The following is a 22,033-nucleotide window of genomic DNA, read 5'->3' as shown; positions in this document are numbered from 1 at the left end:
GCCGGGACATATTACGCTGTCCACTGGCCACGCCACGAACGATTACCGCTCGTGGCGGGCGAAACTTTAGCACGTCCGCGGGCCTGGTCACGAACGGGCCGACGGCAGCCGGCCGAGCGGCGTGTGAGCTGCGGAGGCGGTGTCCGGATACCATCATTGCCTCGGGACCCGAGGAGGAGCCGGTGAGCGTGCTGCAACGCTTCGAGAAGCGTCTGGAAGGCCTGGTCGAGGGGGCCTTCGCCAAGGTCTTCAAAGGGGTGGTCCACCCCGTGGAGATCCTCAACGCCATGCAGCGGGAGGCCGAGGCGCACAAGGCGATCCTGGCCGGTGGGCGCACCCTTGTGCCCAACCGCTACGTGATCGATCTCTCGCCCTACGACCACAGTCGTCTGGCGCCGTACGCTGCCGCGCTGGCCCAGGAGCTGGCCCAGTCGCAGGCCGAGTTCATCGGCGAGCAGGCGTGGACGGTCTACGGCGACGTGATCGTCGAGGTCGAACGCGGTGAGGGCCTGGACACCGGCATGTTCCGGGTCACCGCCGAGGTCTACACCGGTGGGGACGTCGCACCGGTCTCCGCGCCCGGCGGTTACGACGCCGGCCCGGCGTACCCGGCGTACGACCAGGGCGGCGGCTACGGCCCTCCGCCCGGACACGGCGGCGGCCGCAACGTCCGCCTGGTCTCCGGCGACGGCCGCACCTACCCGCTCCAGATGGGCTCGACCGTGATCGGCCGCGGCGACCAGGCCAACCTGCGCCTGCCCGACGTCGGCATCTCGCGGCGCCACGCCCGGCTGGACTTCGACGGCGGCCAGGTGGTGCTGACCGACCTGGGCTCCACCAACGGCACGATGGTCAACGGCCAGCGGGTCTCGGCGGTCGCCCTCAACCCCGGCGACATGATCCAGCTCGGCACCACGACGCTGACCTTCCGCGTGGACGGCTGATCCGCGTTGCCGGAACTCGTCATCACCGTCGCCCGGTTCGGGTTCCTGATCCTGCTGTGGATCTTCGTGTTCACGGTGGTCGGCGTGATCCGCCGGGACCTCTTCGCCGGTGCCCGGTCGGGCCGGCTCGTGGCCGCGCCGCGGGGGATCGGCGCGTCGACCGGGCAGCCGGGGAAGCCGGCGAAGGCCAAGCGCGGCCGGGCCGCCCACCAGTTGGTGGTCACCGCCGGTCAGCTCGCCGGCACCCGGATCACGCTCGGGGAGGCCCAGATCACCATCGGCCGGGCGGAGGACTCGACCCTGGTGATCACGGACGACTACGCCTCGGCGCGACACGCCCGGCTGGTGCCCCGCGACGGGCAGTGGTACGTCGAGGACCTCGGATCGACTAACGGCACCTATCTCGATCGCGCTAAGGTCACCGGACCAACCCCCGTCCCCCTCGGCGTGCCGATCCGGATCGGCCGCACTTCCCTCGAATTACGGCCATGACTCTGACCCTGCGCTACGCGGCCCACAGCGACCGCGGTCTGATCCGAGACGGTAATCAGGATTCCGTCTACGCCGGACCGCGGCTGCTCGCCGTGGCCGACGGCATGGGCGGCATGGCCGCCGGTGACGTCGCCAGCAACATCGTCATCGGTGCCATGGCGCCGCTCGACGAGGACGTCCCCGGTGACGCCCTGGTCGACGCGCTCCGCTCCGCCGTGGGCACCGCCAACCAGCAGCTCCGCGACACCGTGGACGCCAACCCGCAGCTGGAGGGGATGGGGACGACGCTCACCGCGACCCTCTTCTCCGGCAGCAAGCTCGGCATGGTCCACATCGGTGACTCGCGGGCCTATCTCCTGCGCAACGGCGAGTTCGCGCAGATCACCAAGGACGACACGTACGTCCAGATGCTCGTCGACGAGGGCCGGATCAGCGCGGAGGAGGCGAGCAGCCACCCCCAGCGCTCGCTGCTCACCCGGGCGCTCGACGGCCGCGACATCGACCCGGAGTACAGCGTCCGCCAGGTGCTGCCCGGCGACCGCTACCTGATCTGCTCCGACGGGCTCTCCGGCGTGGTCAGCGCGGAGACCATCGCGGACACCATGCGGGAGTACCCCGACCCGCAGCGGTGCGTGGAACGCCTGGTGCAGCTCGCGCTGCGCGGCGGCGGCCCGGACAACATCACCGTGATCATCGCCGACGCCACCGACCAGGACATCGTCGAGGCGTCCCCGATCGTCGGCGGCGCCGCCGCCCGCGACCGGGGCATGGCGACCTCGGCCGACGACTCCACCCCGGCGGCCCGCGCCTCGGCGCTGTCCGCCCCCCGGCCGCCCGCGCCGGAGGAGCCGGTGGACAACCGCGACGACGAGCCCGAGCGGCGTCGTCGCCGGCCGCTGCGTACCGCCGCGATGGTGCTGGCGCTCGCGGTGATCGTCGGCGGTGGCGCGTTCGGCGGGTGGACGTACACCCAGCGGCAGTACTACGTCGGCGCCACCGACGACGGCCAGCTCGCGGTCTTCCGCGGCGTGCCCGGCCAGGTCGCCGGGCTGGACCTGTCGAACGTGCACGAGCGCAGTGAGGCCCGGCTCGACGACCTCACGCTGGCCGCCCAGGAGCGGGTGAAGCAGGGCATCCAGGCCCGCAACGAGCCGGACGCGGAGCGCCGGCTGGCGGAGCTGACCAGCGAGGACCCGGCGAACCCGAACCTCAAGCCGCTCTGCCCGCCCGACCCGTCGCCCGGTGTGACAAGCCCGACGCCGGTGACGACGACGGGCGCGCTGAACCCGCAGGCCAGCAGCAGCCCCACACCGTCCGCGCCGCCCGCCGGCTCACCGACCCCCGGCGCGCCGACGTCGACCATCACGCCCGACGCCGTACCCTCCGACACCGTTCCGCCGGCCGACCCGGCGGGTTGCCGGTCGCCGGAGTGAGTGCCGGCTCGATCCCGAGGACGTATCCGTGACCGCAGCCGCCGTACCGGCCGCCTCGCCCGCTTCGACGGGCGAGCAGTCCGGCGTACGCCTGGCCCGGTCCCGGCGTAACGCCGAGCTGTCCCTGCTGCTGCTCGCCATGGTGCTCGTGGCGGCGTACGCGGCGATGATCGAGGCGAAGGCGCTGGACACGATCACGCCCGACTTCTGGATCCCGGCCGCCGCGCTGGGGCTGGTCTTCCTCGGCCTGCACCTGGTGATCCGCTGGCTGGCGCCGTACGCCGATCCGGCGCTGCTGCCGGCGGTGGCGCTGCTCAACGGCATCGGGGTCGGCTTCCTGCGCCGGTACGACCTGGCCAAGGCCACGCCCGCCGAGCGGGAGGACCTGGCCGTCTTCGCCGGCACCGGCGGCCGGCAACTCGCGTGGACGCTCGCCGCGGTGGTGCTCGCCGCCGCGCTGCTGGCGATCCTGCGCGACCACCGATCGCTGTCCCGGTACGCGTACACGCTGGGCCTGGCCGGCATCGTGCTGGTGATGATCCCGGCGGTGCTGCCCAGCCGGTTCTCCGAGATCAACGGCGCCAAGCTGTGGATCAAGTTCGGCGGGTTCTCCATCCAGCCCGGTGAGTTCGCCAAGCTGGCGCTGCTCACGTTCTTCGCCTACTACCTGGTGCGCAAGCGCGAGGTGCTCTCGCTCGCCAGCCGGCGGGTGCTCGGCATCGACTTCCCGCGCGGGCGTGACCTCGGCCCGGTGCTCGTGGTGTGGCTGGTCAGCCTCCTGGTCCTGATCTTCGAGAAGGACCTGGGCACCTCGCTGCTCTACTTCGGCATGTTCGTGGTGACGCTCTACATCGCCACCGAGCGGGTCAGCTGGCTGCTCATCGGCCTGATCCTGTTCTTCGGCGGCGCCTACCTGGCGTACCTGCTGGGCAGCACCGTCGGCGGCCCGTTCGCGAACTTCTACGACCGGGCGCAGATCTGGCTGGACCCGTTCGCCGAGCCGTACGACAGGGGTTACCAGCTGGTACAGGGTCTGCTCACGCTCGGCACCGGCGGTCTGTTCGGTGCCGGGCCGGGCGGCGGCCAGCCGGCGCTGCTGCCCGAGGTGCAGACCGACTTCATCTTCGCCGGCATCGGTGAGGAGATCGGCCTGTTCGGTCTCTCCGCGCTGCTGGTGATCTACCTGCTGATCGTGGAGCGGGGTCTGCGCGCCGCGCTGGCGGTACGGGACTCGTTCGGCAAGCTGCTCGCCGGTGGTCTGGCGTTCACGCTGGGCCTGCAGGTCTTCGTCATCGTCGGCGGCATCAGCAAGCTCATCCCGCTGACCGGTCAGACCACTCCGTTCCTGTCCGCCGGTGGCTCCTCGCTGATGGCGAACTGGCTGCTGATCGCCCTGCTGTTGCGGGTGTCCGACGGCGCCCGCCGTCCGGTGACCGGCGGTGGTGGCCCGGCCGCCCGGCCGGCCGGTGGCCCGCCCGAGCAGTTGCACGGCGCCCCGACGGAGGTGATCCGGCCGTGAACGCCCCTCTGCGCCGCGTCGGTGTGGTCGTGATGGTCCTGTTCGGGTTGCTGTTCGCGAACCTGAACTGGATCCAGGCCTACAAGGCCGACGAGTACCGCAACAGCGACTACAACGGCCGCGTCCAGGTCGCCGAGTACGACCGCAAGCGCGGCAACATCGAGGTCGGCGGTACCGCGTACGCGCTGAGCAAGGAGACCGGCGGTGAGCTGAAGTACCAGCGCACCTACCCGGGCGGCGAGATGTACGCGCACGTGCTCGGCTGGAAGCCGGTGAACGGCAGCGCGAGCGGCATCGAGCGGGTGGAGAACGACTTCCTGGCCGGCACCAGCGACGCGCTCATCGCCAGCCGGATCAAGGACATGTTCACCGGTGACGAGACCGGTGGCGGCAACGTGCTGCTGACGCTCTCCAAGCGGGCCCAGGAGACGGCGTACAAGCAGCTCAACGACAACCAGGTCGGCGCGACCAAGGGCGCGGCCATCGCGATCGACCCGCGTACCGGCGCGGTGCAGGCGCTGGTCTCCATGCCGAGCTTCGACCCGAACCCGCTGGCCAGCCACAACAGCACGGAGGCGGACCGGGCGTACAACACGCTGGAGAAGGACAAGGACCGGCCGCTGGCGAACCGGGCGTTGTCCGAGACGCTGCCGCCGGGCTCCACCTTCAAGATCATCATGGCGGCGGCGGCGCTGGAGAACGGCATCGGGCAGCAGACCCGCATCCCGGCCGGCTCCAGCTACACCGCGCCCGGCGCGGGCCAGCCGATCCGCAACGCCGCGCCGTCGATCTGCCCCGAGTCGCAGGTGACGCTGCGGGAGGCGGTGACCGAGTCCTGCAACACCGGCTTCGCCCAGCTCGGCGTACGCCTCGGCTCCGACAAGGTCAAGGAGAAGGCGAAGCAGTTCGGCTTCGAGCAGGAGGACCTCAACGTCGGCCAGCTCGGCGAGGGCGGCCTGCCGGTGGCGGCCAGCCGCACCGGCGACATGCAGAACCCGGACGGCAGCACCGACCAGGCCGCGCTGGCGCAGTCGTCGATCGGCCAGAACAACGTGCGGATGACGCCGTTGCAGGGCGCGATGATCGCCGCCGCGGTGGCCAACAAGGACGGCAAGCAGATGCGTCCCTACCTCGTCAAGCAGCTGCTCGGGCCGGACCGCACCACCGTCTACGACGCCGCCCAGCCGCGCGAGCTGCGCCGCCCGATCAGCGGCCAGGTCGCCGCCGACCTGCGCGACATGATGCAGAACGTGGTGAAGGAGGGCACCGGCCGCCGGGCCGCCATCGACGGCTTCGTGGTCGGCGGCAAGACCGGCACCGCCCAGTCCGGCCCGAACACCCCGGACCACGGCTGGTTCATCGGCTTCGCGCTGGACAAGGACGGCACGCCGCTCTCCGCGGTCTGCGTCGAGCTGGAGCAGGCGGGCAGCGGCGGCAGCGCCGAGGCGGCCCGCATCGCCGGCCGGATCATGGCGGCGGCCATCGCGGACTCCGGGAGGCGCTGACGTGCTCGGCCCGGGAGTGAAGCTCGGCAACCGCTACCGCCTGGACGAGCGGATCGCCAGCGGTGGCATGGGCGACGTGTGGCGCGGCACCGACCAGGTGCTGGGCCGTACCGTCGCGGTCAAGAGCCTGCTCCCGGCGCTGCTGGACGAACCGGGCTTCGCCGAGCGGTTCCGCGGTGAGGCCCGGACCATGGCCACCATCAACCACCCCGGCGTGGTCGACGTCTACGACTTCGGCAGCGACCAGCACATCGCGTTCCTGGTGATGGAGTACGTCGAGGGCGACGCGCTCTCCGCCACGCTCAGCCGCGTCGGCCGGCTGACCCCGGCCCGCACGATGGCGCTGCTGGCGCAGGCCGCCGACGCGCTGCACGCGGCGCACGAGAAGGGCATCGTGCACCGCGACGTGAAGCCCGGCAACCTGCTGGTCCGGCCGAACGGCACGCTCGTGCTCACCGACTTCGGCATCGCCCGGTCCGAACTGGTCGGCCAGCTCACCGCCGCGGGCTCGGTGCTCGGCACCGCCTCGTACATCTCGCCGGAGCAGGCCACCGGCGCTGTCGCCACCCCCGCCTCGGACGTCTACGCGCTGGGCGTGGTCGCGTACCAGTGCCTGGCCGGCCGCCGCCCGTTCGAGGGGGACAACCCCCTCGAAATCGCCATGAAGCACGTGCGGGAGGCGCCCCGGGCGCTTCCACCCGACATCCCGCCCCAGGTCCGGGCGATCGTGGAGCGGGCCATGGCGAAGGACCCGGCCGCCCGCTGGCCGAGCGCCGCCGCGCTGGCGAGCATCGCCCGGCAGGCCAAGCTCGCGCTCTCCCAGGCCGCACGCGCCGGGCACCCGATCTCCGGCGTACCCGCCTCGCCCGCCGCGCCCGTTGCGCGGGCGCAGGTGCCGACCGCGGTGCCGCGCCCGCAGCCGCCGGCCGCCGCCCCGCGTCCGCAGCCCCGGCCGCCCGTGTCCCCGGCCCGCCCGCCGCTCGCGCCGCGCCCGGCCGTGGTCGCGCACCCCGCCCCGCAGCCGCGTCCGCCGGTGGCGCCGCGCGGCGCGGCCCCCGTCCCGCAGCCACGCCCCGTGCCCCAGCACAACCCCCTGGGGTACGCGCGGCCGCCCGTCGCCGCGCCGCCCCGGCGCTCCCGGTCCCAGCTGTGGACGACCGCGATCGTGGTGGCCGTGCTGGTCATCCTCTGCTCGGGCGTGATTTCGTTCCTGTACCGGAAATACGGTGCTGCCGCATCCGCTCCGGCGACTGTGAGCGTGACCTCCGGCGCGGTGCAGCCGTACGGAGGCGACTATCCGGTCCGCACGTCGTACCGTCGTGAGGTACGCCTCCTGCCGGCCGACGGCGGTACGACGACGAGCGAAGGACGAGAGACGCGATGACAGCGCAGGCCCGCCTGCTCGGTGGCAGGTATCAGGTCGGCGAGCTGCTGGGCTACGGCGGCATGGCCGAGGTGCACCGCGGCCGTGACCTCCGGCTCGGGCGGGATGTCGCGATCAAGATGCTCCGTGCCGATCTGGCCCGGGACGCCACCTTCCAGATGCGGTTCCGCCGTGAGGCGCAGAACGCCGCCTCGCTCAACCACCCGGCCATCGTCGCCGTCTACGACACCGGTGAGGAGACCGCCCCCACGGGCGAGACCCTGCCGTTCATCGTGATGGAGTTCGTCAACGGCCGGACCCTCAAGGAGGTCCTCGGCGTCGAGGGGCGGCTCCAGCCGCGCCGGGCGCTGGAGATCTGCGCCGACATGTGCGCCGCGCTGGAGTTCAGCCACCGGCACGGGATCATCCACCGGGACATCAAGCCCGGAAACGTGATGCTCACCCAGACCGGCCAGGTCAAGGTGATGGACTTCGGCATCGCCCGGGCGCTGGCCAGCGGCGCCACCACGATGACGCAGACCAGCGCGGTCATCGGCACCGCGCAATACCTCTCCCCCGAGCAGGCGCGCGGCGAGGCGGTCGACGCCCGCTCCGACGTCTACGCGGCCGGCTGCGTGCTGTTCGAGCTGCTCTGCGGCCACCCGCCGTTCGTCGGGGACAGCCCGGTCAGCGTCGCGTACCAGCACGTACGGGAGCAGCCGCCGACGCCGAGCACGATCAACCCGGACGTCAACCCCGCTGTCGACGCCATCGTGCTCAAGGCGCTGTCGAAGAACCCGCTCAACCGCTACCAGAGCGCCGGCGAGATGCGGGCGGACCTGCTCCGCGCCGCCGCCGGCCGGCCGGTGCTCGCCACCCCGGTGATGCCGGCCGACGAGACCATGCCGATGGGCGCCGCCGCGGGCGGCGGCTACCACCAGGCGCAGCAGACCCAGATGATGGGCCCGCAGACCCGCCAGCAGCCGGTGGCGCGGGTGGGCGACCCGGGCAAGCGCAAGAGCTCGTCCTGGGTCATCGCCGCGTTCGCCGCGCTCGGCGTGCTCGCGGTGATCGCGCTCGGCACCGCGCTCTGGCTCAACCAGGCCGGCAACGAGAAGGTGTCGGTGCCGCAGTTGGTGGGCCGTTCGCAGGCCGAGGCGCAGGCGGCGCTCACCCAGGCGGGGCTGCGGTTCACCGAGGGCGACCCGGTGCAGAACACCACGTGCGAGAAGGGCTCGGTGGTCGACCAGAGCCCGTCGTTCGGCCAGCGGGTGGAGAAGGACACCGAGGTCACGGTCAACGTCTGCACCGGCCCGGGCCAGGTCACCATCCCGATCGGCCTGAAGGGCAGCACCAAGGATGCCGCGGAGTCGCGTCTGCGCGAGCAGAAGCTCATTCCCGTCGTGGAGGAAGTGAACAACAGCGCGCCGAGGGACCAGGTCATCTCCGTGTCGCCGAACGAGGGCAGCGCGGTCGCCGAGGGCAGCAAGGTGACGCTCAAGGTCTCCAAGGGCAACGTCAGCGAGGTGCCGAACGTCCGCGGCTACACCGAGGACCAGGCGACGCAGCGGCTCAAGGAGGCCGGCTACGAGGTCCGCGTCCAGGAGGGCGACGAGGTCGACCCGGCCGAGGCGGGCAAGGTCAGCAGTCAGTCGCCCCGCGCCGGGACCAGCCTGGCCAAGGGCGAGCGGGTGACCATCCGGGTCGACGTGCCGCGCGAGGAGGAGCCCACCACCCCGACGCCGAGCATCACCCCCAGCACGTCCCCGAGCACGCCGGGCAGCGGCGGCGGCAACGGCGGCGGCAGCGGCTTCCCGTTCCCGCCCGTGGCCCCGACGCGCACCGACCGCTGAGCACCCAACCGACCGACGCGGCGGCGTCCCCGATCCCCGGGGCCGCCGGAGTGGGGGGTCAGGCTGGGGAGAAGGCGGCCTGGCGGCGGGCGTCCACCTCGGCGGCCAGTTCCGGGGCGCGCTCCAGCGCCGCCGGGAAGCCGCAGGCGGCCAGCCAGTTCGCCAGCATCAGGTGACCGCCCTCGGTCAGCACCGACTCCGGGTGGAACTGCACGCCCTCGATCGGCAGCGTGCGGTGCCGCATCGCCATCACCACGCCGGAAGCGGTCCGGCCGGTGACCTCCAGCTCGTCGGGAAGCGTCTCGGCCAGTACGGCGAGCGAGTGGTAGCGGGTGGCGGTGAACGGGTCGGGCAGCCCGGCGAGCACGCCGGTGCCGTCGTGGCGTACCTCCGAGGTCTTGCCGTGCAGCAGCTCCGGTGCGCGGGCGACAGTCGCGCCGAAGGCCTCGCCGATCGCCTGGTGACCTAGGCAGACGCCGAAGATCGGGAGCTTGCCGGCGTACTCGCGGATCACGTCCAGGCAGATGCCGGCCCGGTCCGGGCTGCCCGGGCCGGGCGACAGCAGGACACCGGCGGCGCCGACGCGGCCCACCTCGGCGACGTCGATCTCGTCGTTGCGCCGTACCTCGCAGTCGGCGCCGAGCTGGCCGACGTACTGCACCAGGTTGAAGACGAACGAGTCGTAGTTGTCGATCACCAGTACGCGCATCGGTGTCACCTGTTCGGGGTGGAGGGTGGGGCGTTGTTCGTCTCGGTGCTGTACGGCAGCTCCTCCTCGCCGGGCAGCCCGGTCGGTTCGGTGATCCCACCGTCACCGGGTACGCCGGAGTCCTGGGTGACCTGCACGTCGTCGAAGGGCAGCAGCGGTTCGGCCCACGGGAAGACCACGAACCAGAGCAGCGCGACGGTGGCGGTGGCCAGCACCAGCGAGCCGATCAGCTTGCCGGGCAGCCCGAACGGCAGTTTCCGCCAGATCCACGAGTACACGGCTCACGCCTCCAACTCGGCCGGGCGGCCCGCCGACTTGGCCTGCGCGTGGTCCAGCCGGGCGTGGATGATCAGCCGCTGGTAGTTGTCGAACTTCGGATTGCAGGTGGTCAGCGTCAACAGCTTCTCGGTGGCCTTCTGGCCCGGCTTGCCCGGCACCGGCGCGACCACCTCCACCTGGGACGGCTTGACGATCCGCTGCTGGTAGACCCGGTAGATCAGCCAGTCGGTCCTGGTCTCGACCACTATGGCGTCGCCGGTCTTCATCTCGTCCAGCCGCCAGAACGTGGAGCGGATGCGGTGACCGGCGACGGAGAAGTTGCCCACCTCGCCGGGCATGGCGCTGTCCGGGTAGTGGCCCGGGGCGTACCGGATGTCGTCCGGGCTGACCCCCTCGACCACGACCCAGTGCTTGTCGAACTTGGGGATGTAGAGACCGGCGACCGGCTTCCCCTTGGCCGGCGGCTTCGGCTTCACAGTGGGACCGGTGCTCGGGCCGACAGTCGGGTCCGCGGTCGCGTCCCACTCCTGGGCGAGCTGGCTGTTCAGGTCGCTCTGGTGGGCCTCGACGAGGACCGCCTTGCCCCAGATCTCGTACCCGGCGAAGAGGAGCACCACCAGGCCGAAGGTGATCAGCAGCTCGCCGGTCCCCCGTACGACTGTGCGCAGCCGGGAGCCGACTGTGGGGCGGGTCAGCTCGGAGTAGACGCTGCGGTATCCGTCGCCGGTCTGCTCGGGCCGCAGCTGCACCACCCGCTCGCCGCGCCGGGGGCGGGGTGGCTCGGCGGGCGGCTCGCCGCCGCCGTCGCCGGTGTCCGGCGCCGGGGGCACCGCGCCCATCAGCCCGGTCGCGTCCAGGTGGGGGTTCGCCGGTGGGCGGGTCACGGCGGGCAGCACAGTCGTCGCCCCGGGGTCGGCCGGAGGGTTCCGGTCCGCACCGGCCGGACCACCGAGAGGGGGTACGCCGGGCGGCCGTTCACCACCCCCCGCCGGTCGGCGACCGTCCTGCGGCGGGCGTCCGCCGGCCTCCCACGGGCGGGCGCCGGCCTGCGGTGGCTGTCCGGCGCGGCCACCGCGCTCGGGCGGGATCGCCCCTCCGGTGGGATGGCGGACGGGGTTCCCGGGGGCGGAACCACCTCGGGACGCCGGTCCGTGGTGCGCGGGTCCGTGGTGCCCAGGGTTGTGGTGCGCCTGACTGCCCGGCCACGGCGGCGGGGCGGTCGGCGGGGCGGTCCGAGGCGAAGCGGAAGGCGGCGGGACGGTCCGGGGCGGGGCGGAAGGCGGCTGGGCGGGCGGCCGGGCGTCCGGGCCGCGCCGGGCCGGAGCGGTGTGGGCCGGACCGGCGTCGGGCCAGGGCAGGTCGAGCGGGGGCGGCGACGCCGGGGCCGGGCGCTCGGCCCGGGGGAGGAACGCTGTCGGCTCCTCCCGGCGGTCGTGGCCGGCGCGTTCCCGGGGGTCGCCGCCGGTCACCGGGGCACCGTCGCCGATTGCAACGCGGTGGAGTCCTCGAACGCCGGCACGGTGACAGTGGAGACGCGCTCGACGTACCCGAGTTGGTAGTGGTCGGCCACTTCCTTGAACACCCGCACTCCCTCAGAGGCGGCGAGCGCCCGCTGGAGTTGCGCGGGATCGCCGATTGCCACGATCTTGAAAGGAGGGGAGTACACCCGGCCGTGCAGCAGCAGGGTGTTACCGACGCAGCGTACCGCGCTGGTGCTCAGCACGCGGACGTTCATGATTGACATGGCCTCCGCGCCGCCGGCCCAGAGCGCGTTGACGACCGCCTGGACGTCGCCCTGGTGCACGACCAGGTCGTCATTGCTGGCGCCCTTGGGCAGCGGCTGGTCGGGCCGGCGGTCGGCGTCGTTCAGTTCGACCGTCACGCCGCTGCCGGTGAGCGCGGTGAATCCGGCGGCCTGCCGGCTGGCGGCGGCCCGGTCCCGCTCGGTCTTGATCGGCCCGTCGGCGCCGGCCAGCGCGGCGGTCTGGTCCTCCACCTCGGCGCGGAGCCGGGCGGCCTTCGCCTCGCTGGCGGCGACCTCCTCGCGGCGGTCCTCGATCAGCTGGGTGAGCTGGGGCCGGCGGTCCTCGCGCAGGGGCGTGCCGCCCGCGGTGGTGGCGGTGGTGGTGAAGAGCAGACCGGCGGCGGCGGCGATCAGGGGTACGCCGACGGACCAGCCGGGGCGGCGCTGGCGGGCGCGCCGGGGCAGCAGGGCGGCTGCCGCGCGGCGGAGGACCTTCTGCCAGGAGGCGGCGCCGGACGTGTACTCCACCGGGCGTTCCCTTTCCCGTCGTTTCGTTCCGGCCCGCGCCGGTGCGAGCCGACCTGCTCGACCCGGAAAGTCCGCTCTTTCCGGTTACTGAGTGCACCGGCCTGGCCCCATTCGTGGCCTGGACGGTCCGTCGGGACTACGCTAGCTGTCGAACATTATTGGCCATGGACCGTCGCCCTCGCGCCCGGTTGTCAGGCCGGACGAGGTCGTACCCCCCTCTGGAGAGCGTCGTGCCCAAGTCTCAGGTCCGCAAGAAGAAGGTGTACACCCCGCCGACGGACGTACGTCCGACGGCGACGGCGTCGACGCGCAAGCCTAGCCCCATCTGGCTGCCGGTCACGGCGGTCACGCTGATCGTGCTGGGCATCGGCTGGCTGGTCCTCTACTACCTGTCCGAGCAGGCGTACCCGGTCGCCAGCTGGGGTTACTGGAACCTCGCCGTGGGCTTCGGCGCGATGGTCTCGTCGCTGATCCTGCTCTCCCGCTGGCGCTGATCCGGCGCTGCCCCACCCCGGCGTAGGTCACGCCACGCCGCCCCTGCCCGGCGCTTCGACGCCGCTCCACCTAAGGTGTGCGCAGGGCGGCGTGGCCTGGTGCGAGAAGACTCACGTTACTGCTGGGTAACCTTGCGCGTAGGCTGCACGGACAAGCAGCAGACCGGGAGGCCAACTCGATGGGCAGCGTCCAGATCGTCACCACGATCCTCGCGGCCGCCATCACCGCCGTGGCGGTGTGGCTTGCGGTGCGCGCGGTCATGAAGATGACAGCCGTCATCCGGCTCGGCCAGCCCGCGCCGGAGCGGTTCGGCGACAAGGGCGCGCGTACGAAGAAGATGCTGGTGGAGACCGCCGGTCACACCCGCATGCTGAAGTGGAGCGTGGTCGGCGCCGCCCACTGGTTCGTGATGGTCGGCTTCATCGTGCTGTCGCTGCTGGTGCTGGAGGCCTACTTCGAGGTGGTCTCGACCGGCGGCGGGCTGCCGATCATCGGGCACTGGACGATCTTCGGTCTGGTCACCGAGTGGATCGGCATCCTCGGCCTGGTCGGCATCCTGGTACTGATGGCCATCCGGCTGCGCAACCGGCCCGGCCGCGCGGAGAACCGCTCCCGGTTCACCGGCTCGACCATGTGGCAGGGCTACTTCGTCGAGTGGGTCGTCCTGCTGGTCCTGATCTTCGGGTTCGTGATCCGGGGCTTCAAGGTCGCCACCGACCACTTCGAGTACCCGGTCTGGGCCGCCCCGCTCAGCCACGCGGTCGGCTCGGTCCTCCCGAACTGGGAGGCGGGCGTCAGCGTCGCCGCCCTCATCAAGATCATGATTTCGATGACCTGGCTCATCGTGATCTCGCTGAACGTCACCATGGGCGTGGCCTGGCACCGCTTCCTGGCCTTCCCGAACATCTTCTTCAAGCGCGACCCGGAGAAGCCGGCCGGCTCCGGCCTGGGCCCGCTGCGCCCGATGACCAGCGAGGGCAAGCCGCTGGACTTCGAGGAGGCCGACCCGGAGAAGGACCAGTTCGGTGTCGCCCACGTCGAGCAGTTCACCTGGAAGGGCCTGCTCGACTTCAGCACCTGCACCGAGTGCGGTCGCTGCCAGTCGCAGTGTCCCGCCTGGAACACCGGAAAGCCGCTGTCGCCGAAGCTGCTGGTGCTGAGCCTGCGCGACCACGCGTACGCCAAGGCCCCGTACCTGCTGGCCGGTGGCGGCAAGGACCTGACCGGCGAGGAGAAGGCCACGCAGGCGCAGCTCGCCCACATGGACGTGCTGGCCCTGGCCGAGGCCGACCGGCCGCTGATCGGCACCGCCGAGGAGGGCGGTGTCATCGACCCGGACGTGCTCTGGTCCTGCACCACCTGCGGCGCCTGCGTCGAGCAGTGCCCGGTCGACATCGAGCACGTGGACCACATCGTCGACATGCGCCGCTACCAGGTGCTGATCGAGTCGAGCTTCCCGTCCGAGGCCGGCGTCATGCTCCGCAACCTGGAGAACAAGGGCAACCCGTGGGGCGCCCCGCAGAACACCCGCGAGGACTGGACCAAGGGCCTCGGGTTCGAGGTGCCGCGCGTAGGCGAGGTCGACGACTTCGAGTACCTGTTCTGGGTCGGCTGCGCCGGAGCGTTCGAGGACCGGGCCAAGAAGACCACCCGCGCGGTCGCCACGCTGCTCAACGAGGCGGGCGTCAAGTTCGCCATCCTCGGCGAGGGCGAGACCTGCTCCGGTGACCCGGCCCGGCGCATCGGCAACGAGTTCGTCTTCCAGATGCTGGCCCAGCAGAACGTGGAGACGCTGAACGAGGCGTTCGAGGGCCGGGAGAAGAGCAAGCGCAAGATCGTCGCCACCTGCCCGCACTGCTTCAACACCCTGGGCAACGAGTACGGCCAGCTCGGCGGCGAGTTCGAGGTCGTGCACCACACCCAGCTGCTGGCCCACCTGGTCAGCGCCGGCAAGCTCACCCCGGTGCAGCCGGTCGACGGCGGCGTGACCTACCACGACCCGTGCTACCTGGGCCGGCACAACCGGATCTTCGCCGCGCCGCGTGAGGTGCTCGGCGATTCGATCCAGGGCGAGCTGACCGAGATGCCGCGTAACAGTGAGCGCTCCTTCTGCTGCGGCGCCGGCGGCGCCCGGATGTGGATGGAGGAGAAGATCGGCAAGCGGATCAACGTGGACCGGGTCGAGGAGGCCATGTCCACCGGCGCGAAGACCATCGCGGTCGGCTGCCCGTTCTGCTCGACGATGCTCAACGACGGCGTGAACGGCAAGGGCGCGGGCGAGGACGTCGAGGTGGTCGACGTGGCGAGCGTGCTGCTGCGCTCGGTCAAGCCGGAGGCCCCGGCCGGTGAGCCGGAGGTCGCGCCGGCTGCGAGCTGAGGCGTACACCCGGCAGGAGCCGGACCACGACGGCGGCGGCACCTGAGCGGTGCCGCCGCCGTCGCGTTCAGCTGGTCGTGGTGGTCATGATGGCGGCGCTCGTCCCGGCCGTCATCGCGACCAGCAGCGCGGCCTGCATCTCCTCGATCGCCTTCTTGGCGGCGGCGGACGCCCAGTCGCCGGCGGCGATCTCGTCGATGCGGGCCTTCACCCGCTCCTTCGGCAGCTCGCGGAAGATCTTGCGGTCCAGGCCGACCGCGCGGGTCAGCGTGAGCAGCGCGGCGGTCCGGGCGACGACCGGGCCGTCGGTGGTGAGCGCCGTCGCCATCCGCTCCCGGGCCGCCGTCTCCACCGCCGGCTCCGCGCCGGTCGGCGAGGGATAGCGGGTACGCGGGAAGACCAGCAGCACCCGGTCGGACTCCCGGCGCAGCACCCCGGCGTCGACGAGCCCGCCGAGCACCCGGTCCGGCAGGCCCTTGGCGAGCTTGCCGATCCAGTCCTTCGGCTTGCGCGGGCGGCCGGCTCCCACAGTCGCCAGCGCCTCGTCGAGCAGCGGTACGCCGGTCGGCGCCGGATCGGTGACCACGAGCCGCTTGTCCGCCACCTCCACCCGCCCGGCCAGGGCCAGTTCCAGCAGCACTGCCCCGGCGAGGCCGTAGCCGAGGTGCGGACTGCCGAGCCGGTTGGTGCCGTCGTCGTCGTACGCGAGCAGGACCAGTTCGTCGGTGAGCAGCAGACCGTCCATGCGCACCACGCTACGGGGGGCCCGCCATCGGCGCGCGCGTGCCACAATCACGCGCATCGACGGCCTTCTGCTTCTGACGCTGTTGCCACTGGTCGGTTTCGTGCTGCTGACCGCCGGCAACGCGTTCTTCGTCGCGGCCGAGTTCGCCCTGGTCACGGTCGACCGGGCGGAGATCGACAGGCGGGCCGACGAGGGGGACGGCCGGGCCGCCACGGTCCGCCGCGCGCTGCGCGAGCTGTCCTTCCAGCTCTCCGGGGCGCAGCTCGGCATCACGCTCACCGCGTTGCTCACCGGCTACCTGGCCGAGCCCGCCCTGGCCCGGATCTTCGCGCCGCTGCTGCACCCGCTCGGCGGCGCGGAACGCTTCTCCGGCCTGCTCGCGCTGGCCCTGGCCACGCTCATCTCGATGCTGTTCGGCGAGCTGGTGCCGAAGAACCTCGCGCTGGCCCGCCCGATGCCGGCGGCGCTGGCCACCGCCGCGCCGATGCGGGCCTTCTCCCGCACCTTCGGCTGGCTGATCCGGCTGCTCAACGAGTCCGCGAACCGGCTGGTGCGCCGCCTCGGCGTGGAGCCGCAGGAGGAACTGGCGAGCGCCCGGTCCCCCGAGGAGCTGGGCCTGCTCGCCGCCATCTCGGCCCGGGCCGGCGCGCTGCCGCCGGACACCGCGATGCTGCTGCGCCGCACCATCCGCTTCGGCGACAAGCGGGCCGCCGAGGCGATGACGCCCCGGGTGGACGTCACGGCGCTGCACGCCACCACGACTGTGGCGGAGCTGCTGGAGGCGTCCCGGCGGACCGGCCGGACCCGGTTCCCGGTGTACGAGGAGACGCTCGACCTGGTCACCGGCGTCGCCGGAGTGCCCGACGCGCTGGGTGTGCCGCTGGCCCGCCGGGCCGCCACCACTGTCGCCGCCGTCGCCCGGGAACCGGTGTACGTCCCGGAGAGCCTGAACCTGAACGGGGTGCTGGCCGCGCTCAAGGCCGCCGGGGCGGACCTGGCGATCGTGGTGGACGAGTACGGCGGCACCGACGGCGTGGTGACCGTGGAGGATCTCGTCGAGGAGCTGGTCGGGGAGATCGCGGACGAGTTCGACCCGGATGCGGTGGACGGCTTCGGGCCGGTGGAGCTCACAGTGCCCGGCGGCGAGCGGACCGTCCTGACCGACGGTGTGCTGCGCGCCGACGAGCTGGTCGAGCAGACCGGGTTCCGGCTGCCCGACGGGCCGTACGAGACGCTCGGCGGGTTCCTCATGGCCCGCCTCGGCCACATCCCGGTGCCGGGCGAGACGGTCGACGAGGCCGGGTACGAGTTCACTGTGGTGGAGGTCGACCGGCACCGGATCGAGCAGGTGCGGGTGGTGCGCCCCGAGGAGCCCGACGACGGTGCCTGAGTTACTCGTCGCGGTGGCGTTGCTGCTCGGCAACGCGTTCTTCGTGGGCAGCGAGTTCGCGCTCATCGCCTCCCGCCGTACGGTGATCGAGCCGCTGGCGGCGACGTCGAAGCGGGCCCGGCTGGCGCTGGCGGCGATGAACCAGATCCCGCTGATGATCGCCGGGGCGCAGCTCGGCATCACCGTCTGCTCGCTGGGCCTCGGCGCGATCGCCGAGCCGGCGCTGGCGCACCTGCTGGAGTCGCCGTTCGCCGCGGTGGGGCTGCCCGCCTCGGCGGTGCACCCGGTGTCGTTCGTCATCGCGCTGGCGGTGGTGGTGTTCCTGCACACGGTGGTCGGCGAGATGGTGCCGAAGAACATCACGCTGGCCGGCCCGGAGCCCTCGGCGCTCTGGCTCGGCCCGGCGATGCTGGCGTTCTGCCTGGCCACCAAGCCGCTGCTGCTGGCGATGAAGTGGGCGTCCCGGCAGGTGCTGCGGTGGTGGCGGGTGGAGGCGACCGACGCGGTGAAGACCGTGTTCACGGCCGAGGAACTGGCCGGGCTGGTCTCCCAGGCGCGTACCGAGGGGTTGCTGGACGCCGAGGAGCACGCCCGCATCACCGGGGCGCTGGCCCTGCACAGCCGTACCGCCGCGGACGCGCTGCAACCCTGGTCCACTGTGACGACTGTGGCCGAGGACGTCTCACCGGCGTCGCTGGAGGTGCTGGCGACCCGTACCGGCCGGTCCCGCTTCCCGGTGGTGCAGCGGTCCACCCGCCGGGTGCTCGGGTTCGTGCACGTCAAGGACGTGCTCGGGTACGCCGGGGCGAGCCGCCGGGCGCCGGTGCCGGCCGCTGTCTACCGGCCGCTGGCGGTGGTGCCGCCGGACCGTACGCTCGCCGATCTGCTGCTCGCGATGCGCCGCGAACGCCGCCACATGGTGCTGGTCAGCGACGGACGCCGGCCGATGGGTGTGGTGACGCTCGACGACGTATTGACAGCCATCGTCGGGAGATGAAATGAATACCCTTGGTGTGCAATCGATTGCGGATACGTGATTGAACAAACGGTCGCCTTGATTCCATGGGACGCCTTCCCTAATGTGGGGCACCGACCGCTGTGGGTCGTCTGCCTCGACCTTCCCTCTCGCGAGGCGCCCGGCGGTCGGTTGCAAAGGAGTCCGTGCCGGTGGCAACCACGCCCCCTCAACGTCACGCCCCGAGCGCTCCACCCGGCCGGCGGGCCGGGTTCCAACGGGTGGTACGCCGTCTGGTCACCCTGGTCGCGGCCGCCGCGGTCGGCGCCGGAATGCTGACGGCCCCGGCGCACGCGGCGCCGTCGGTGGACGAGATCGACGCGCAGATCGACAAGCAGTGGGAGCAGCTCGAACCCACCATCGAGCAGTTCAACAAGGTCCGCTCGCAGCTTCGCGCCAACCAGAAGAAGTCCAAGGCGCTGAAGGACAAGATGGTGCCGCTGGAGCTGGCCTCCACGCTCGCCATGAACAAGGTCGGCGACATCGCGGCCCGGTACTACATCCAGGGCCCGTCGCAGGAGCTGGGCGCGCTGCTGGTGAACACCAAGCCGGGCACGCTGGCCGAGCAGCTGGTCATGCTGGACCGGATCGCCGACGACCAGCGCCGCCAGATCGCCGGTGTGCTCAAGGTGCGCGACCAGTACAACAAGCAGAAGGAGAAGCTGGACGCGCTGATCGCGCTGGAGATCAAGCAGCAGAACGATCTCGCGGCGAAGAAGAAGCAGATCGACTCGGAGATCAAGCGGCTGACCGCCATGCTCCCGGTGACCTCGATCCGCCCGGCGGGCTGCCCCAAGATCGACGGCGTGGTGAGCAGCGCCGCGCGGACCGCGATCAAGACGGCGTGCGCCCAGGTCGGTGACCCGTACGTGTGGGGTGCAACCGGCCCGAACTCGTTCGACTGCTCCGGCCTCACCCAGTACGCGTACAAGGCGGCGGGCATCTCGCTGACCCACTTCACCGGTGCCCAGTGGAACGAGGGCCGCAGGGTCTCCCGCTCCGAGGCCCGCCCCGGTGACCTGGTGTTCTTCGGCTCCGACCTGCATCATGTCGGGCTCTATCTCGGCAACGGGGTGATGGTGCACGCGCCACGTACCGGCAAACCGGTCCAGGTGTCGAGCATCAACACCCAGCCGCTCGCCGGCTTCGTCCGGGTCAGCTGACCCGCAACCCCTGACAGCGGGAAGGCCCCCGGTCCACACGGACCGGGGGCCTTCTCGTGTGCGGTGACGGGTCAGCGCGGCGCGCCGACCGGGGACGGCAGGATCAGCACGTCGTCCAGGTTCACGAACATGATCCGGTGACCGAACTGGACCTGCACGTAGCGGTTCTCGCCGCGGACCACGGTCCGGTCACCCGGTGCGGAACCGTCGAACGAGACCGCCCGGTAGTACTCGCCGGGCAGCACCCCGCCGACCGCGTACCGCTGGCCGGCGGCGAACGTGTACTGCAGCGGCGAGATGGTCTGGTACGGGATGGTGTCCGGGTAGGCGGCCTGCTCCGGGTAGGCCCGCCCGTACACCGGGATGGTGGCCTTGCCGGGCCGCGGCGTCACGACGAAGCCGGTGGCCCACTTGGCCGTCGGCGCGGAGGCCGGGTTGAGGAACCACGCCTTCTGGCCGAGGTACCAGATCGCCGTCCAGTCACCCTGGCGGCCGGCGAGGGCGTACGTCTGGCCGGCCGAGGCGCGGGCGCCGTGGTCGGAGATGTACATGGTGTCCGGCGTGCCGTCCGGGCGCAGCCCGAGGTCGTTGACGAGCGGGGCGTCCGGGCTCGGCGCGGTCCGCAGGATCACGGCCGAGGAACCGCGCGACGGGCACGGCTCGGCCGGCGGCCGGGGCGTCGGGACGCCGGGCGGCTGCTGGTTGCAGCCGGTGAACGCGGGCCGGTTGGTGGCGAAGTCCGGGTCGATGGTGACCAGGCCGGTCCGGGGCGTGCCGGTGCCGCGGAACGGCGCCTTCATCAGGTCGAAGTAGTGCGACCAGTCCCAGTACGGTCCCGGGTCCCAGTGCATGCCGCCCACGTTGGCGGCGGTGATGCCGGGCACGTTGTCGTGGCCGATGATGTGCTGGCGGTCCATCGGGATGCCGAGCTTCAGCGCCAGGTAGCGCACCAGCTTGGCGGAGGTGCGGTACATCGCCTCGGTGTACCAGGTGCCCTGACCGGCGAAGCCCTCGTGCTCCAGGCCGATGGACTTCGCGTTGACGTACCAGTTGCCGGCGTGCCAGCCCACGTCCTTGGTCTTGATGTGCTGGGCGATGTAGCCGTCCACCGAGCGCAGCGTGTAGTGCCAGCCCAGGTAGTCGGCCCGCTTCACCAGGTCGACGCTCGGGCCGAAGTAGCCCTCGGTGTCGTGGATGACGATGTACTCGATCTTCTGCTGCTTCGGCCGGTCGCCCAGGTCGTGGTTGCCGTAGTCGCCCGGGTCGTCGCTGAGCTGCTCGTACGGCGCGGGGATCCACTCGCAGGCCAGCCGGACCGGGCACTCCAGCCCGTCCGGCCGTTCGGCGTTGCGCAGGCCGAGGCGGGCCAGGCGGGAACGGTCCGGCTGCGCGGCGGTGGCGGCGAGCGTGACCCGCTGGCCGTCGTCGGTGGTCCGGCTGGCGCCCTGGCCGAGCTGGTCGTACACCTCGTCGGCGAAGGCCGCCGCCGCGTCGGAGGTGTCCGCGCCGGAGTACCGGGCCACCGCGGCGTACCAGGCCGCCGGGTCGGTGCCGGCACCGACCGGCCCACCCAGGGCCTTCTGGTACGACGCCAGCAGCGCCGCGCCACCGCGGATGTTCGCGGCCGGGTCGGTCCGCAGCGTCCCCGCGTCGAGCCCGGTCAGCGCGGCGGCCGCGTCGAGCGTCTGGAGCGAGGCGGGCGGCAGCGGGGTCTCCCGCTGCGGCGTGGCGGCCGTGGCCGGGTCGAGCTTGAGCGGGCGGGCGTCGTCGCCGCGTGGGTCCTCGTCCTCGTCGACGTGGGCGCTGCCCGGCATGGCGAGGATGTGCGCGGCGTCGGTCAGGTGCATCGGGCCGTAGCCGCCGCTGGTGCTGGGCTGCCCGGTGTGCGTGTCCCAGCGCGACTCCAGATAGGAGACGCCGAGCAGCACGTTCTGCGGCACGCCGTACTCGGCCGCGGCGGCGGCGTATTGTTGTTGCCGGTCGCTCGCGGGCGCGGACGTGTCCGGCGCGGCTGTCACCGGGCCGGTCGTCGCCAGCGCGGTGGCTGTCGCCACGGCGGCGGCGAGCAGTATCCGTCTGCCCGACGGCGGGGCGGAGAGGTGCATCGAACCTCCTGGACAGGGATGGGGGTCACTGCGTTTCCACCCTCACTCCGCACACCCGTGAGGGTCAATACCTTTCCAGTGGGTAATCAGCCTTGAAAGAAAATTTCACCTCCGTGCGGGGTGCGGCGCCGCATCACGTACGGAGTGTCACGGCGCTGGAAGTTGCGGATCGATAACGGTGGTCCCTACTCTGGTGAATCGTCGGCCGCACGTCTCACCGTCCAACCCGGTCGGTGACGGTCCGACACCGCCGAGTCGCCTCCGGGCGAGCCGGGGAACCAGGTACCTGGGGTGAATCCGCAGCGATGCGGTAGGGCGGCTCCCTTCCCGCCCGAATCCGTCAGCTAACCCGGTAGGCGGTACGGAAGAAGGAG

The 22,033-nt window shown here is 72.0% G+C and carries 18 protein-coding genes and 1 riboswitch; of the genes, 12 read left to right on the top strand and 6 right to left on the bottom strand.

Annotation, left to right across the window (positions count from 1 at the left end; translation table 11 throughout):
- The first annotated feature begins 155 nt into the window (after positions 1-155).
- The 7 genes from Q3W68_RS08075 to pknB all read left to right on the top strand — a co-directional run bounded on the left by Q3W68_RS08075 (position 156) and on the right by pknB (position 9,109).
- Positions 156-944, top strand: coding sequence for a DUF3662 and FHA domain-containing protein (locus tag Q3W68_RS08075; RefSeq protein WP_026267912.1), 789 nt, complete (start codon positions 156-158; stop codon positions 942-944).
- Between the two features lie 6 nt (positions 945-950).
- A complete protein-coding gene (locus tag Q3W68_RS08070) occupies positions 951-1,436 on the top strand; it encodes an FHA domain-containing protein (RefSeq protein ID WP_013283305.1) in 486 nt (161 codons plus the stop codon).
- Positions 1,433-2,869: a PP2C family serine/threonine-protein phosphatase gene (locus Q3W68_RS08065; RefSeq protein ID WP_302904826.1), complete on the top strand. Its 1,437-nt coding sequence runs from the start codon at positions 1,433-1,435 to the stop codon at positions 2,867-2,869. The genes Q3W68_RS08070 and Q3W68_RS08065 overlap by 4 nt, the downstream gene beginning before the upstream one ends.
- A 139-nt stretch (positions 2,870-3,008) precedes the next feature.
- Positions 3,009-4,388, top strand: coding sequence for an FtsW/RodA/SpoVE family cell cycle protein (locus Q3W68_RS08060; protein WP_302904985.1), 1,380 nt, complete (start codon positions 3,009-3,011; stop codon positions 4,386-4,388).
- Positions 4,385-5,893: a penicillin-binding protein 2 gene (locus Q3W68_RS08055; RefSeq protein ID WP_302904825.1), complete on the top strand. Its 1,509-nt coding sequence runs from the start codon at positions 4,385-4,387 to the stop codon at positions 5,891-5,893. The genes Q3W68_RS08060 and Q3W68_RS08055 overlap by 4 nt, the downstream gene beginning before the upstream one ends.
- 1 nt (position 5,894) lies before the next feature.
- A complete protein-coding gene (locus Q3W68_RS08050; protein ID WP_302904824.1) occupies positions 5,895-7,277 on the top strand; it encodes a serine/threonine-protein kinase in 1,383 nt (460 codons plus the stop codon).
- Positions 7,274-9,109 (top strand): Stk1 family PASTA domain-containing Ser/Thr kinase, encoded by a 1,836-nt coding sequence (pknB, locus tag Q3W68_RS08045; RefSeq protein ID WP_302904823.1) that lies wholly within the window; start codon positions 7,274-7,276, stop codon positions 9,107-9,109. The genes Q3W68_RS08050 and pknB overlap by 4 nt, the downstream gene beginning before the upstream one ends.
- A 58-nt stretch (positions 9,110-9,167) precedes the next feature.
- On the opposite strand, the gene Q3W68_RS08040 is transcribed toward pknB, so the two are convergent.
- The 4 genes from Q3W68_RS08040 to Q3W68_RS08025 all read right to left on the bottom strand — a co-directional run bounded on the left by Q3W68_RS08040 (position 9,168) and on the right by Q3W68_RS08025 (position 12,369).
- The gene (locus Q3W68_RS08040; RefSeq protein WP_302904821.1) at positions 9,168-9,818 is read right to left on the bottom strand and encodes an aminodeoxychorismate/anthranilate synthase component II; all 651 of its coding nucleotides are present in this window, start codon (positions 9,816-9,818) and stop codon (positions 9,168-9,170) included.
- Between the two features lie 5 nt (positions 9,819-9,823).
- On the bottom strand, positions 9,824-10,096 hold the full coding sequence (locus Q3W68_RS08035) for a hypothetical protein (RefSeq protein WP_091413694.1): 273 nt from the start codon (positions 10,094-10,096) through the stop codon (positions 9,824-9,826).
- Positions 10,097-10,099: 3 nt separating this feature from the next.
- Complete coding sequence (locus tag Q3W68_RS08030) at positions 10,100-10,981, bottom strand: class E sortase (protein ID WP_302904820.1); 882 nt, start codon at positions 10,979-10,981, stop codon at positions 10,100-10,102.
- 581 nt (positions 10,982-11,562) lie between these two features.
- Positions 11,563-12,369 (bottom strand): DUF881 domain-containing protein, encoded by an 807-nt coding sequence (locus Q3W68_RS08025; protein ID WP_302904819.1) that lies wholly within the window; start codon positions 12,367-12,369, stop codon positions 11,563-11,565.
- 230 nt (positions 12,370-12,599) lie between these two features.
- Here Q3W68_RS08025 and Q3W68_RS08020 point away from each other — a divergent pair, with 230 nt between their 5' ends.
- Both Q3W68_RS08020 and Q3W68_RS08015 read left to right on the top strand, forming a co-directional pair.
- The gene (locus Q3W68_RS08020) at positions 12,600-12,863 is read left to right on the top strand and encodes a cell division protein CrgA (RefSeq protein WP_302904817.1); all 264 of its coding nucleotides are present in this window, start codon (positions 12,600-12,602) and stop codon (positions 12,861-12,863) included.
- A gap of 179 nt (positions 12,864-13,042) precedes the next feature.
- Positions 13,043-15,241 (top strand): (Fe-S)-binding protein, encoded by a 2,199-nt coding sequence (locus Q3W68_RS08015; protein WP_302904816.1) that lies wholly within the window; start codon positions 13,043-13,045, stop codon positions 15,239-15,241.
- Positions 15,242-15,308: 67 nt separating this feature from the next.
- Here Q3W68_RS08015 and Q3W68_RS08010 read toward each other — a convergent pair whose 3' ends face one another.
- Positions 15,309-15,986: a GPP34 family phosphoprotein gene (locus Q3W68_RS08010; RefSeq protein ID WP_302904815.1), complete on the bottom strand. Its 678-nt coding sequence runs from the start codon at positions 15,984-15,986 to the stop codon at positions 15,309-15,311.
- A gap of 82 nt (positions 15,987-16,068) precedes the next feature.
- On the opposite strand from Q3W68_RS08010, the gene Q3W68_RS08005 reads away from it, so the two are divergent.
- The 3 genes from Q3W68_RS08005 (at position 16,069) to Q3W68_RS07995 (ending at position 19,554) form a co-directional block, all read left to right on the top strand.
- Complete coding sequence (locus tag Q3W68_RS08005) at positions 16,069-17,376, top strand: hemolysin family protein (protein WP_302904814.1); 1,308 nt, start codon at positions 16,069-16,071, stop codon at positions 17,374-17,376.
- Positions 17,369-18,373 (top strand): hemolysin family protein, encoded by a 1,005-nt coding sequence (locus Q3W68_RS08000; protein ID WP_302904813.1) that lies wholly within the window; start codon positions 17,369-17,371, stop codon positions 18,371-18,373. The genes Q3W68_RS08005 and Q3W68_RS08000 overlap by 8 nt, the downstream gene beginning before the upstream one ends.
- 170 nt (positions 18,374-18,543) lie before the next feature.
- Positions 18,544-19,554: a C40 family peptidase gene (locus tag Q3W68_RS07995; protein WP_302904812.1), complete on the top strand. Its 1,011-nt coding sequence runs from the start codon at positions 18,544-18,546 to the stop codon at positions 19,552-19,554.
- A 71-nt stretch (positions 19,555-19,625) separates the two neighbouring features.
- Here Q3W68_RS07995 and Q3W68_RS07990 read toward each other — a convergent pair whose 3' ends face one another.
- On the bottom strand, positions 19,626-21,659 hold the full coding sequence (locus Q3W68_RS07990; protein WP_302904811.1) for an N-acetylmuramoyl-L-alanine amidase: 2,034 nt from the start codon (positions 21,657-21,659) through the stop codon (positions 19,626-19,628).
- A gap of 238 nt (positions 21,660-21,897) precedes the next feature.
- Positions 21,898-22,032: riboswitch (cyclic di-AMP (ydaO/yuaA leader) on the top strand.
- The last annotated feature ends 1 nt before the right edge of the window (position 22,033 follow it).

The organism is Micromonospora sp. C28ISP2-4 (assembly GCF_030519385.1).
Taxonomy (GTDB): Bacteria; Actinomycetota; Actinomycetes; order Mycobacteriales; family Micromonosporaceae; genus Micromonospora; species Micromonospora tulbaghiae.
Note: the sequence above shows the minus strand (reverse complement) of the source record. Positions and strands in the feature narration are given on the sequence as shown.

Excerpts from the sequence above, each read along its gene's own strand:
- Q3W68_RS08065 (WP_302904826.1), top strand. The coding sequence starts at position 1,433 with ATGACTCTGACCCTGCGCTACGCGGCCCACAGCGACCGCGGTCTGATC.
- Q3W68_RS08060 (WP_302904985.1), top strand. The coding sequence starts at position 3,009 with ATGGTGCTCGTGGCGGCGTACGCGGCGATGATCGAGGCGAAGGCGCTG.
- pknB (WP_302904823.1), top strand. The coding sequence starts at position 7,274 with ATGACAGCGCAGGCCCGCCTGCTCGGTGGCAGGTATCAGGTCGGCGAG.
- Q3W68_RS08040 (WP_302904821.1), bottom strand. The coding sequence starts at position 9,818 with ATGCGCGTACTGGTGATCGACAACTACGACTCGTTCGTCTTCAACCTG.
- Q3W68_RS08015 (WP_302904816.1), top strand. The coding sequence starts at position 13,043 with ATGGGCAGCGTCCAGATCGTCACCACGATCCTCGCGGCCGCCATCACC.
- Q3W68_RS08010 (WP_302904815.1), bottom strand. The coding sequence starts at position 15,986 with ATGGACGGTCTGCTGCTCACCGACGAACTGGTCCTGCTCGCGTACGAC.
- Q3W68_RS07990 (WP_302904811.1), bottom strand. The coding sequence starts at position 21,659 with ATGCACCTCTCCGCCCCGCCGTCGGGCAGACGGATACTGCTCGCCGCC.